This window comes from Streptomyces sp. W16 (genome assembly GCF_033194735.1).
GTDB lineage: Bacteria > Actinomycetota > Actinomycetes > Streptomycetales > Streptomycetaceae > Streptomyces.
The window spans coordinates 1-11,613 of the sequence record NZ_JAWOAI010000321.1; the positions used below are offsets into that span (position 1 = coordinate 1).

11 protein-coding genes are annotated in these 11,613 nt (G+C 70.0%); 6 read left to right on the plus strand and 5 right to left on the minus strand.

What is annotated here, in order from left to right:
* On the minus strand, nucleotides 1-1,141 hold a 1,141-nt coding region (locus tag R6V09_RS33475; protein WP_317885216.1), incomplete at its 3' end, for a S1 family peptidase.
* 758 nt (nucleotides 1,142-1,899) lie between these two features.
* On the opposite strand from R6V09_RS33475, the gene R6V09_RS33480 reads away from it, so the two are divergent.
* The 4 genes from R6V09_RS33480 to R6V09_RS33495 all read left to right on the plus strand — a co-directional run bounded on the left by R6V09_RS33480 (nucleotide 1,900) and on the right by R6V09_RS33495 (nucleotide 8,053).
* Nucleotides 1,900-2,115: a type A2 lantipeptide gene (locus R6V09_RS33480; protein WP_317885217.1), complete on the plus strand. Its 216-nt coding sequence runs from the start codon at nucleotides 1,900-1,902 to the stop codon at nucleotides 2,113-2,115.
* Nucleotides 2,116-2,209: 94 nt separating this feature from the next.
* The gene (locus R6V09_RS33485) at nucleotides 2,210-3,016 is read left to right on the plus strand and encodes an HlyD family efflux transporter periplasmic adaptor subunit (protein WP_317885218.1); all 807 of its coding nucleotides are present in this window, start codon (nucleotides 2,210-2,212) and stop codon (nucleotides 3,014-3,016) included.
* Complete coding sequence (locus R6V09_RS33490; RefSeq protein ID WP_317885219.1) at nucleotides 3,013-5,235, plus strand: NHLP family bacteriocin export ABC transporter peptidase/permease/ATPase subunit; 2,223 nt, start codon at nucleotides 3,013-3,015, stop codon at nucleotides 5,233-5,235. Before R6V09_RS33485 ends, R6V09_RS33490 begins: the two co-directional genes overlap by 4 nt.
* Before the next feature lies 1 nt (nucleotide 5,236).
* The gene (locus R6V09_RS33495) at nucleotides 5,237-8,053 is read left to right on the plus strand and encodes an NHLP bacteriocin export ABC transporter permease/ATPase subunit (protein ID WP_317885220.1); all 2,817 of its coding nucleotides are present in this window, start codon (nucleotides 5,237-5,239) and stop codon (nucleotides 8,051-8,053) included.
* 24 nt (nucleotides 8,054-8,077) lie between these two features.
* Here R6V09_RS33495 and R6V09_RS33500 read toward each other — a convergent pair whose 3' ends face one another.
* The 3 genes from R6V09_RS33500 to R6V09_RS33510 form a co-directional block, all read right to left on the minus strand.
* Complete coding sequence (locus tag R6V09_RS33500; protein WP_317885221.1) at nucleotides 8,078-8,605, minus strand: SRPBCC family protein; 528 nt, start codon at nucleotides 8,603-8,605, stop codon at nucleotides 8,078-8,080.
* 6 nt (nucleotides 8,606-8,611) lie between these two features.
* Nucleotides 8,612-8,956: an ArsR/SmtB family transcription factor gene (locus R6V09_RS33505; RefSeq protein ID WP_317885222.1), complete on the minus strand. Its 345-nt coding sequence runs from the start codon at nucleotides 8,954-8,956 to the stop codon at nucleotides 8,612-8,614.
* A 76-nt stretch (nucleotides 8,957-9,032) separates the two neighbouring features.
* A complete protein-coding gene (locus R6V09_RS33510) occupies nucleotides 9,033-9,470 on the minus strand; it encodes a VOC family protein (RefSeq protein WP_317885223.1) in 438 nt (145 codons plus the stop codon).
* Nucleotides 9,471-9,557: 87 nt separating this feature from the next.
* Here R6V09_RS33510 and R6V09_RS33515 point away from each other — a divergent pair, with 87 nt between their 5' ends.
* Nucleotides 9,558-10,223 carry a TetR/AcrR family transcriptional regulator gene (locus R6V09_RS33515; RefSeq protein ID WP_317885224.1) on the plus strand — a complete coding sequence of 222 codons (666 nt, stop codon included), beginning with the start codon at nucleotides 9,558-9,560 and terminating at the stop codon, nucleotides 10,221-10,223.
* Here R6V09_RS33515 and R6V09_RS33520 read toward each other — a convergent pair.
* Complete coding sequence (locus R6V09_RS33520; RefSeq protein ID WP_317885225.1) at nucleotides 10,217-11,059, minus strand: alpha/beta fold hydrolase; 843 nt, start codon at nucleotides 11,057-11,059, stop codon at nucleotides 10,217-10,219. The genes R6V09_RS33515 and R6V09_RS33520 overlap by 7 nt on opposite strands.
* Before the next feature lie 124 nt (nucleotides 11,060-11,183).
* Between R6V09_RS33520 and R6V09_RS33525 the strand changes: the two genes are divergently transcribed.
* A partial coding sequence (locus tag R6V09_RS33525) for an MFS transporter (RefSeq protein WP_317885226.1) occupies nucleotides 11,184-11,613 on the plus strand: 430 nt, incomplete at its 3' end.

The following is an 11,613-nucleotide window of genomic DNA, read 5'->3' on the forward strand; positions in this document are numbered from 1 at the left end:
CACCGAGGGTGGCCCCGGTCGCGGTGAGCGCGGCGGTGACCGGCTGGAAGAAGGTCTCGCCGCCGGCGGTGCAGTCGCCGCTGCCGCCGGAGGTGAGGCCGACCGCGCCGCCGTCCTGGGTGAAGAGCGAGCCGCCGCTGTCACCCGCCTCGGCGCAGACGTCCGTCTGGATGAGGCCGTTAACGGTGTCGACACCGTTGGGGTCGGTCTCGCTCTGGAAGTTGACGGTCGCGTCGAGTCCGGTGACCGTGCCGTCGTGCAGACCGGTGGTGGAGCCCATCCGGAAGACCTGCGTGCCCACCGTGGCGTCCTCGGCCTGGGTGATCTGGACGGTCTGGCCGTTGCCCACGTTGACGTCGCTCGTGGTCTGGGTGGCCGGGTCGTCGTACTTCACGAGGGAGAAGTCGTTGCCGGGGAAGGTGGCCTGGTCGACGGTGGCGATCGGGGCGCCGTCCTGCGAGTCGGACCACTGCTTCGCCGCGACGCCGCAGTGTCCGGCGGTCAGGAAGGCGGGGGTGCCGTCGCTCGCGGTGACGTTGAAGCCGAGGGAGCAGCGGACGCCGCCCTGGTCGGTCTGGGCGAAGATGGCGTCGCCGCCCGACACCAGGGTCTTGAAGGACCCGGCGGTCTTCTTGACGGTGGCCATGTCGGTGCCGAGGCTCTTGACCGTCGAGAGCACGGTGTCCCACTTGCTGCCCGTGACGGTGCTGTCGGCGAGGACCTGGATCTTGTTGGTCTTCGGGTCGACCGACCACGCGGTGCCGGGGACGGTGGCCTTGGTCTTCAACACCTTGGCGGCGGCGGTGAGTTCGGCGGTGCTGTTCTGCACCTCGCGCACCTTGGCGCCGGCCTTCTCCGCCTGTACGACGACGTTGTTGTTGTCGCCTGAGATCACGTTGACGACGAGCTGCTGGGTGGCGCTGTCGTAGTAGGACCCGGCGAAGGCGTCGCCGAGCAGTCCGGCGATCTGCGAGGAGAGGTCCGAGGCGCCGGTCGCCTTGAGGGTCTTGGGGGTGGCGGCGCCTGCCGAGTTGTCCTGGGACGCGTTGGCGTTCGGCAGCAGGATCGCCGCCGCTCCGAGTGCAGCGACACCGCCGACAGCTATCACGGCCTTGCGCTTCGGAATTCGCTTGTGACTCAAACTTCTCGACCTCCTGGGGACCGGGGTCTGTGCCGCCGGGGGTGGCGGCTTATGGGGGCGCCTGGATGCCCGTTGATACGCAGGTGTCACGTGAGGTGTTCAATTCCGTTTCTCAACTTCCTTTGCAAAAACGCGAATCGGCCATGTCCAAGCCCTGACCCGGTGGGGGTACGAGGTGGCTGCGTGCCTGTGCCGACGGCGTGGCGGGCCCTTCGGGTCCGGGGTCCGGCGAGCGGGTGGATGTCTTGATCGAATCGGTGGCCGCCCGAACCGCCGCGCGTGCGCGTTGAGTTCGGCCGCTCCCGGAGCGGAACAGAACGCGATCGATCAGTAACGGTCCGTCGAGAACGGTGAGCGGAATCCTCACTTCAGGGAATCTGCACAGCGCGTACCCAACGAAGTCACCGAACCCGACGGATCTGCACATGCACACGCCCCCCGGAACGCCTTTGGTGGGGAGTGCCCGATTCCGCTTCGGCGCCGCAAGGCTTCCTGCGGAGCGATGCCGTGCAGCGTGTGAAGAACTCGCCGACACCTCGTGCGCACTCCTGCACGGTTCGCGTCCCCTGAGGCTCAAGTGCCCTGGTGGGACGGGAGTTTGATTGGCTGCGTCCGTCCGCAGCGTGCTTTGATCCATCGCACCGCAGGAGCCACGAGGGCTCCGGAAACGGCGCCCGGCGCCTGCGGTCGCGGCCGTCGTCTGTCCCCAGAGGGGGCCGCTCCCCCTTGTGAATATCCATATGAAGGGAAGTTCCCCCATGAACTCCACCCCCCAGGTTCAGACCGTCGAGATCTCCGACGCCGAGCTCGACAACGTCTCCGGCGGCCTGTCCCTGAACGCCCTCAGCACCGTCACCGGTGTTGTGGACGGCATCGCCCCGGTCTCCGGCCTGGTCGACACGGTCGTCGGCACCGTCGAGGGCGTCACCGGCCTGAGCGTGTCCCCGGTCACGAACCTGGTCTCGGGTCTCTGATCGCACCTTGTTCCACTGAGTCCCGGAGCCGTTTCCCGGCTCCGGGACTCTCGGGTTGCCGTAAAAGATCTCTCCCCTAGGTGAGGGAAGTTCCGTGCAGTTCCGCCAACAGGCCCTCGCCAAGCTCCAGTCGCCCGAAGAGCTCGATCTTCCGGTGCGCTTCGCGCGTCCGCAGGGCTGGCTCGTGCTCTGTGTGACGGTGGTCGTCGTGGCCGCCGCTTCCGTGTGGGCGGTCACCGGTTCCGTGGCCTCCACGGTCGGCGCGTCCGCCATCCTCACGCACGGGGAGGGCAGTTACATCCTGCAGAGCCCGGTCGCCGGCCAGGTCACCGCCGTCGTCGCGCAGGAGGGCGAGCGGCTGCCGGCCAACTCCCCCGTCCTCCAGGTCCGTACGAGCGCCGGGGACTCCGTCGTGCGCACGGTCGCCGCGGGCCGGATCACCGCGCTCGCCGCCACCATCGGCCAGATCATCCAGACCGGCGCGAACGTCGCCGCCGTGGAGAAGGTCGCGCACACCGCCGACCCGCTCTACGCGACGGTGTACGTCCCCGCCGAGAACGCGGCCTCCATCCCCGAGAACGCCGCCGTCGACCTGACCGTCTCCTCGGTGCCGACGCAGACGTACGGCGTACTGCGCGGCCATGTGAAGGCGGTGGACCGGTCCGCCGAGTCGGCGCAGCAGATCGCCGCGTTCCTCGGGGACAGCCAGCTGGGCGAGCAGTTCACCAAGAAGGGCAGGCCGGTGGCCGTGCTGGTGAAGCTCGACAAGTCGGCGCGGACGAAGAGCGGTTACAAGTGGTCGTCCGCCGACGGGCCGCCCTTCGCCCTCACCTCCATGACCATGGCCTCGGCCTCGATCCGGCTGGCCGATCAGCGTCCCCTCGATTGGCTGCTGCCATGAGCCCCGCGCAGGACACCCGTTCCCGGCGCCGTTCCGCGCCGACGAAGCGCCCGGTCCCCAAGGGCCGTGTGAAGACGGTCCGTTCACCCACCGTGCTCCAGATGGAGGCCGTGGAGTGCGGCGCCGCCTCCCTCGCGATGGTCCTCGGCTTCTACGGCCGCCACATCCCGCTGGAGGAACTGCGCATAGCCTGCGGTGTCTCCCGCGACGGCTCGCGCGCCAGCAACTTGCTCAAGGCAGCCCGCAGTTACGGCCTCACGGCCAAGGGTATGCAGATGGACACGGCCGCCCTCGCCGAAGTGCGGTCCCCCGCCGTCCTGTTCTGGGAGTTCAACCACTACGTCGTCTACGACGGCATGGGCCGCCGCTTCGGCCGGCGCGGGGTGTACATCAACGACCCAGGCAAGGGCCGCCGGTTCGTGCCCATGGAGGACTTCGACTCCAGCTTCACCGGAGTCGTCCTCGTCATGGAGCCGGGCGACGGCTTCGAGAAGGGCGGGCGCAAGCCGGGCGTCCTGGGCGCGATGCCCGCCCGGCTGCGCGGCACCGCGGGCACGATGCCCGCCGCCGTCCTCTCCAGCCTGCTGCTGGTCCTGGTCGGCGCGGCGATGCCCGCGCTCAGCCGGACCTACATCGACATGTTCCTGATAGGCGGTCAAACCTCCCTGCTGGGCGTGCTGTTCGCGTCCATGGGGACCTGCGTGCTGCTCACGCTGGTGCTGACCTGGCTGCAACAGGCGAACCTGCTGCACGGCCGCATCATCTCCTCCACCCTTTCCAGCGCCCGCTTCCTGCGCCATCTGCTGCGGCTGCCGGTGACGTTCTTCTCCCAGCGCAGCCCGGCCGACCTGGTGCAGCGCCTCCAGTCGAACGACTCCGTCGCCGAGACCCTGGCTCGCGATCTCTCGGCGGCGGGCGTGGATGCGGTGGTCGTGGTGCTCTACGCGCTGCTCCTCTACACCTACGACCCCCAACTCACCTACGTGGGCATCGGGGTGGCGCTGTTGAACGTGGTGGCGATGCGGGTCGTCATCCGGCTGCGCGCGACCCGTACCGCGAAACTGCGCGCCGACAGCGCCCGGCTCACCAACACCGCTTACACCGGGCTCCAGTTGATCGAGACGATGAAGGCGACCGGTGGCGAGGACGGCTACTTCCGCAAGTGGGCCGGACAGCACGCCACCACCCTGGAGGAGCAGCAGCGGCTCGGCGTGCCGAGCGCGTGGCTGGGCGTGGTCGCGCCGACGCTGGCCTCCCTCAACAGCGCGCTGATCCTGTGGATCGGCGGTATGCGAGCCGTCGAAGGGCACATCTCCGTCGGCCTGTTGGTCGCCTTCCAGGCACTGGTCACCCGCTTCACCGCGCCGATCACCCGGCTCAACGGCGTCGCGGGCCGCATCCAGGACTTCGCGGCCGATGTGGCGCGCCTCAAGGACGTCGAGAACTTCCAGGCCGATCCCCTCTACTCCCGTGCGGGCGGCGCCGATTCGACCCGCCGGCTGCAGGGACACGTCGAGCTGGAGAACATCACCTTCGGCTACAGCCCCCTCGACAAGCCCCTCCTCACCGGCTTCTCGCTCACGGTCGGCCCGGGCCAGCAGGTGGCGCTCGTCGGCGGCTCCGGCAGCGGCAAGTCGACGGTGTCCAGGCTGATTTCGGGTCTCTACACGCCCTGGGAGGGCGTGATCCGCATCGACGACCACCGGCTGGAGGACATCCCGCGCGGCGCGCTGGCCGCCTCCGTGTCCTTCGTCGACCAGGACGTGTTCCTCTTCGAGGGCTCGGTCCGCGACAACGTGGCGCTGTGGGACCCCTCCATCCCGGACGACGCGGTGACGGACGCGCTGCGGGACGCGGCCCTGTACGACGTGGTCATGCGGCGGCCCGGCGGCATCCACAGCCGGGTCGAGCAGGACGGGCGCAACTTCTCCGGCGGTCAGCGCCAACGCCTGGAGATCGCGAGGGCGTTGGTGCGCAGGCCCAGCATCCTCGTCCTCGACGAGGTGACGAGCGCCCTGGACGCGGAGACCGAGCTCATCGTGATGGACAACCTGCGCAAGCGCGGCTGCGCCTGCGTGGTGATCGCACACCGGCTCAGCACCGTGCGCGACAGCGACGAGATCGTCGTCCTCGCACACGGCACGATCGTGGAACGCGGGCGGCACGACGCCCTGGTGGCGGCCGGCGGCGCGTACGCCACGCTGGTCAAGGAGCGCTGAGATGACGTCCGTTCACGAAGGCGACCTGGTCCTCGGCGCGCTGGGATCCCTGGGCACGCCGATCGACTGCACCGGATTCAACCGCCTCGACCTCGAAGGTCCGCAGGTGCTCTGGCTGGTGGCGTCGGGCGCCATCGACCTGTTCGCGGTGGACGCCGTACAGCAGGGACACTGGCACCACCTCGGCCGGCTGGAAGCGGGTTCGCTGCTGCTCGGCCCGGTCGCCGGGCCCCAACACACCCTGGTGGCACGCCCGTTGCGGGACTGCGTGGTGCACCGCATCAACCTGCGCGAGCTGTACCAGGCCGCGGACACCCAGACCTGGTCCTACGACGAGTACGGCAACCCCCAGTACGTGCCCCCGACTTCAAGCCCGCTCGAATACGCCCTCGCCCTCGGTGTGGGCCGCGGCCTCTCCATCCTCTTCCAGGCCCCGATGGCCACCGAACGGGCCGCCGCGCTCACCGACGACGACGTCTTCTGGATGCAAGTCCCGCCGGGCAGCGTGCAGTACGGGCAGATGTACGGGGCCGAGGCCGCCGCCGATCTACTGATGGACCCGTCCGTCTGGCAGGGCATGGTCGACCAGCAGTACCGGCTGCTGTCCACGCTGGACAAGTGGATCGAGCAGCTGGAGCGCACCCACGAGACGCGAACCGCCGCCGGTATCAAGGCCGGTGAGGCGGTGCGCGCCCAGGCGGACCGGACGCTGCTGGCGTCGATCGGCAAGTCGTCGGCGCGGCGCACCACGGCCGCCGACGCCGACGCGTCGTACGCGGCCTGCAAGTTGGTAGCCGAGGCGGCGGGCATCACCCTCGCCGAGCCCGCGCAGAGCGGCAGCGAGAGCGACCGCCTCGACCCGGTCGAGCGGATCGCCCTCGCCTCCCGGGTCCGGGTCCGTGCCGTACGGCTCGACGGGCGCTGGTGGCGGGACAACGTCGGTCCGCTGGTGGGCCATCGGGCGTTGTCCGGGGCGCCGGTGGCGCTGCTGTGGCGGCGCGGCGGGTACGTGGCCGTCCATCCGGCGACCGGGCGCGAGACGCCGATCGAGAAGGCGAACGCGGAGGAGTTCGAGCCGCGCGCGGTGATGTTCTACCGCCCGCTGCCCGAGCGCCGGCTCAGCCCACTGCGGCTCCTGCGCTTCAGCATGCAGGGCACCGGCAGCGACCTGTCCAACCTGCTGATCAGCGGACTGGTGACGGTCGCGATCGGGGCGTTGGTGCCGATCGCGACGGGCAAGGTGCTCGGCGAGTTCGTGCCGAAGGCCCAGACGAACCTGATCGTCCAGGTCTGTCTGGCCGTGATGGTGACGAGCGTGGTCGCGGCGGCGTTCATGCTGCTGGAGAACCTCACCATCCTCCGCCTGGAGGGCCGGATCGAGGCCACGCTCCAACCGGCGGTCTGGGACCGTCTGTTGAGGCTGCCGACCAAGTTCTTCACCGAACGCTCGACGGGCGAACTGGCGAGCGCGGCGATGGGCATCAGCTCGATCCGCCGCCTGCTGGCGGGAGTTGGCCCGGTCGTCGCGCAGTCGGTGACGGTCGGCGTGATGAATCTGGGACTTCTCTTCTGGTACAGCCCCTCGCTGGCACTCGCGGCCATCGGCATGCTCGTCGTGATCGCGGCCATGTTCCTGGGCCTCGGCCTGTGGCAGGTGCGCTGGCAGCGCAAGCTGGTCGTGCTCAGCAACAAGCTGAACAACCAGGCGTTCCAAACCCTGCGCGGGCTGCCGAAGTTGCGCGTCGCGGCGGCCGAGAACTACGCCTACGCGGCCTGGGCCTCCGAGTTCGCACGCAGCCGTGAACTCCAGCAGAAGGTCGGCCGGATCAAGAACCTCACCGCAGTCATGGGCGCGGTATATCTGCCCGTCTGCACCCTGCTGATGTTCATGCTGCTCGCGGGCCCGGCACGCGGCTCCATGTCGGCCGCCTCCTTCCTCACCTTCAACACCTCGGTGACGATGCTCCTGACCTCCGTCACCAGCCTGACCGGCGCCTTCGTCTCCGCGGTCTCCGCACTCCCCCTCTTCGAGGAGATCAGGCCGGTCCTGGACGCTGCCCCGGAGGTCCGCACCGCGAGCACCCGCCCCGGTCAGCTGTCCGGCGCGATCGAGGCCCGCCGCCTCTCCTTCCGTTACGCCGACGACGGCCCCCTGGTCCTGGACGACGTGTCCTTCAATGTCCGCGCGGGCGAGTTCGTGGCAATCGTCGGCCCCAGCGGCTGCGGCAAGTCCACCCTGCTGCGCCTCCTCATCGGCTTCGACAAACCGGTCTCGGGCAGCGTCCTCTACGACGGCCAGGACCTGGGCGCCCTCGACCAGTCCGCGGTACGGCGGCAGTGCGGGGTGGTGCTCCAGCACGCGCAGCCGTTCACCGGTTCCATCCTGGACGTGATCTGCGGTACCGAGCCGTTCACACCTGAGGAGGCGATGGCGGCGGCCGAGATGGCGGGCCTCGCCGAGGACATCAAGCGGATGCCGATGGGCCTGCACACCATCGTCGCGGGCAGCGGCGCGGTGTCGGGCGGCCAGCGTCAACGCCTCATGATCGCCCAGGCGTTGATCCGCCGGCCGCGCATCCTCTTCTTCGACGAGGCGACCAGCGCCCTCGACAACGAGACCCAGCGCACGGTGATCGAGAGCACCAAGGCGCTCAACGCCACCCGGATCGTCATCGCGCACCGCCTGTCGACCGTCCTGGACGCGGACCGTGTCGTCGTCATGGAGGACGGCAAGGTCGCCCAACAGGGGCCGCCCGCCCAGCTGTTGGCGGACACGGGCGGCCGGCTGCACGAGCTGGTGCGGCGGCAGATGGCGTGACGGGTCGGCCGGGCCGGGGACGCGTCAGTCCAGGCCCGGCACGGGTGCGCCGGAGGGGATCCCGGCCGCGAGATAGCCGTCGTAGAACTCCTTCCAGGGCACACCGGCACCCGTATGAGGTCCCTCGGCACGCTCGCCGCGGGCCTTCGCGTCCAGGGCGCCGAGGCAGACCTCCCAGCCGGCGCCGTTGCGGGACGCGGTGTCCTCGGCGCTCAGGACGTTGGTGAGGGTGAAGCGGGTGCGCTTCTCCTCGACCTCCTCCAGGTCGAAGTGCAGCTCGTCGCCGCCCCATTCGAAGGAGAGGTGCCGAGGCGGGTCGACGGCGAGGACGCGGCCGGTCGACTCCGGCATGTTCGGGTCGCCGCTGAAGGTGACCGTGCCGCCGGGACGCAGCTCGAACTCGGCGCGGGAGGGGAACCACTGGGCGAGTTCGTCGGGGTCGGTCACGAACTGCCAGACACGGCCCAGGGGTTGGTCATAGGTGCGGCTGAAACGGACGGCGGGGCGGCCGTCGTCGAGCGTCAGATAGGTGCCGGTGAGGTCGACGGACATGGTGGATCAGTCCTTCGGGGTGGGGTGTGGGGTGTCGTCCTGCGACGTCTCGTCGAGGCGTTGGCCCAGCCTGTCCAGGCGGCGGTTCCACAGCTCACGGTAGGGGGCGAGCCAGGCGTCGAGGGCGGCGATCGGGGCGGGGTCGAGGGCGTAGACGCGGCGCTGCGCGTCCTGCCGCACCCGGACCAGGCCCGCGTCTCGCAGCACCCGCAGGTGCTTCGACGTGCTGGGCTGGCTCAGACCGCAGGCCTCCCCTATCTCGCCGACGGGCCGGGGCCGCTCCAGGAGCAGGGCGACGATGGCCCGCCGGTGGGGATCGGCGAGGGCGGTCCAGAGCGAGGCGTCGGACATGCCCCCAATATGCCTCTGCGGTTATATGCCGGTCAAGGCATGCACGGAGCGACCCGCTCAGGGAACCGTGCCCCGCTCAGCCGACCCGGCGGCCGTACCCCGCCACGCCCCCGTGATCCACCCCGTGCGCCGCCCAGCTGTACAGGTGCAGGTCGAGGCCGTCCGGATCGTTGAAGACCAGCAGCCAGCCGATCGAGGCCTCGATCACCGGCGAGTGCGGAATGCCGAGGGTGTCGAGGTGGGCCGCCCAGGCCTCGACGTCGGCACGGTCCCGGACCGCGAAGCTGACCGGGTCGAAGCCCTGACAGCCTTGCGCGGCCCGGGAGTTGACCCGCAGGCAGAGCATGGAGTCGCCGAGTCCCGGCACCTCCCCCGCCACTCCGCGCACGACGCCGTCCGCGTCCGGGAACTCATGTGTGACCTTGAAGCCGAGGACGCGGCCGTACCAGTCGCGCGAGCGGTCGAGATCGGTGACGGGCATCTTCACATGGTGGATTCCGGCGAGCTCCGGCATGGCGCCCACGCTCCTCATCGCTCCGGTTCCGCTCCGCTGAATTTCACCGCAGCACCACTGCGCTGATTTCCTTCTAGACTCCTCCCCATGTCCGACCCCGTCAACCAGAAGAGGGACCAGAAGCGGCCCTACCGCTCGGCCAAGCGCGCCGAGGCCGCCGAGGCGACCCGCGCCCGCATCCGGGAGGCGGCCTCCCGGCTGTTCACGGAGAAGGGGTTCACGGGCACGCGCATGAAGGAGGTGGCGGCGCTGGCCGGTGTCGGCGAGCGCACGCTGTACGACGCGTTCCCGACCAAGGCCGCCCTGTTCGGGCACACCCTGGGTGTCGCGATCGCCGGTGACGAGGAGCCGGTCGCCGTCCCGGACCGCCCCGAGACCCTGGAGATCCGGGACGAGCCCGACCCCGGGCGCGCGATCGGCCGTAGCGTCGACCAGATCACCGAACTGCTGGAACGCGCCGGCGACTTGATCATGGTGACCGTCGAGGCGGCCGGCGCCGACCCGGACATGCGGGCCTCGGCGGACGCCGGCGCCGAGGCGACGTACGGTGTGCATCTGGCCCTGGCCACGGCACTCCAGGAGCGCGGGGCCCTTCGCACCGGCCTCTACGCGCGCACCGCCGCCGACACGCTCTACGCGCTCGCGTCACCGCACATGCATCAACTCCTGCGCAGACACCGCGGTTGGACGCGGGAGGCCTACCGGGCGTGGCTGCGGCGGGTGTTGGTTGCGGAGCTGCTCGGCCCTCACTGAGCGGCGCCCGTCCAGAGTCCGGGGACGTCGCCGTCGCGGCTGTGCAGCTGCGTCGCCAACACCCGTACCGCCGCCGCGAATCGGGCGGGGTCGCGCAGGAACTCCATGTGGATGCCGGGGAATTCGGCCCACGGCACCCCGATCCGGCGGGCGATCTCGATCGACGGGCGGGCGTAGTAGGTGCCCCGGTCCTCCGCTCCCGCGCCCAACACGACGGGAAACGGGGCCGACTTGAGCGCGGTCTCGTCGGGCCGGAAGGTGGCGAAGGCCGACCACTCCGTGCCGAAGAGGTGGTCCTGGTTTCCCAGGAACCGCTTCCAGAGCTCGCCGGGCCAGCGGTACGTGCCCTCGCCGCGGGTGGTCTCGGCGAACCGGCGCCCCGCTGCCGGTGCCCCGCCCTGTGCGTACAGCGCGGCGAGTTCGGCGAAGAAGCTGCGCGCGGGGTCGCCGTCGGGCAGGACGTTCACGGCGGGCGGTTCATGGGCGATCAGGCCCGTCATCACCTCCGGGTGCAGTGCGGCAAGGACAAGGCCGATGATCGCGCCCCCGCTGTTGCCGAACACCAGCGCCCGCCCGTCGGCCAGGCCGTCGACGAGCGCGCGGGCGTCGGCGGCCTGGACGGCGAGGTCCATCGGTGTCGCGGACCGGCCGGTACTGCGTGAGTTGCCGCGCCGGTCGTAGGAGATCACCATGAAAGCGTCGGAAAGGTTCTCCGCGACGCCCGTGTAGTAGCCGGCGTCTCCCCCGGCCCCGCTGATCATCAACAGCGCCGGGCCGGTACCGCGCACCTCGTAGTACAGCCCGGCCCCGTCGGCCTCGAACACGCCCTTGCGCATACCTGGATCCCCATCCCCAGCGAAACGTTGCCGTTTCGCTGAAAGTGCTCTAGTGTCGATGTGTACGAAACCGTTTCGTTTACGTTTTGGTAAACCCCGAACGACTTCCCTGGAGTGGTTCCCGATGTCCCAGAAGACTCTGACCGAAGGCACCCAGTCGGGCGCCTTGGAGGCGCAGCCCGCGGGCTCCTCCAAGCGGTGGTGGATCCTCGCGATCGTCGCCGTCGCACAGCTGATGGTCGTCCTCGACGCCACCATCGTGAACATCGCCCTGCCGTCGGCCCAGAAGGACCTCGGCTTCTCCGACGGCAACCGGCAGTGGATCGTCACCGCGTACGCCCTGGCGTTCGCCTCCCTGCTGTTGCTCGGCGGCCGGATCGCCGACCTGTTCGGCCGCAAGACCGCCTTCCTCGTCGGCGTCGTCGGATTCGCCGGCGCCTCCGCCCTCGGCGGTGCCGCCAACAGCTTCGGGATGCTGGTCACCGCGCGCGCCCTCCAGGGTGTCGCGGGCGCACTGCTCGCGCCGGCCGCGCTCTCCCTGCTCAACACGACGT